General features: G+C 41.1%; 1 protein-coding gene. It reads right to left on the bottom strand.

Annotated features, from left to right (window positions below):
- On the bottom strand, positions 1-377 hold a 377-nt coding region (locus ACT3QP_RS15000; protein ID WP_444526056.1), incomplete at its 3' end, for an SDR family NAD(P)-dependent oxidoreductase.
- Between the last annotated feature and the right edge of the window lie 239 nt (positions 378-616).

Below are 616 nucleotides of genomic sequence, written 5' to 3'. Positions count from 1 at the left end.
GCCTCACGAAGTGTATTAAATGTACCTTTTGCATTGACGGCAAAGGTACGATCAAAGTCTTCGTCGGTGGTCTCTGCGATAGGTTTATTAATCATCATACCTGCGCTATTGACTAAGATATCTGGATTACCAAATTCACTGATGGTGGTGTCGAACAGTGTGGCGACTTGCTGAGTATTACTGACATCTGCTTGAATGGCAATGGCTTCACCGCCTGCCGCTTTAATCTGGCTGACGATATCATTGGCTGCTGCGTCATCGTTTGCATAGTTAATAACGGTTTTGGCCCCTGATTCTGCTAGTAATATGGCTATCTGTGCGCCGATGCCTTTTGATGAACCGGTCACAATCGCGATTTTATTATTTAGTGTTGTCATCGATACTTTCTCCAATAGTATAAGTGAATATCAGTACGCTTATATTGCGTTTTGACTGATGTCTCTTGATTAGTAGGAGGTAAGTTACCAGTGTGCAAAACGTATAAGTAGAGCGGTTGCGTATAGTTATTTTATGACAAGCTTATCCATTGTGTCTACGCAGATGCAAAGCATAAAAGTTAAGAGGTTGACGTTGAAAAGTATTCTTTAGCTATTTGGGGTTTGGATAAGAAAAAGCA

It is taken from the genome of Psychrobacter sp. AOP7-B1-24 (assembly GCF_052376215.1).
In the GTDB taxonomy this organism is placed as follows: Bacteria; Pseudomonadota; Gammaproteobacteria; order Pseudomonadales; family Moraxellaceae; genus Psychrobacter.
This window is presented reverse-complemented; position numbering and strand designations above follow the sequence as displayed.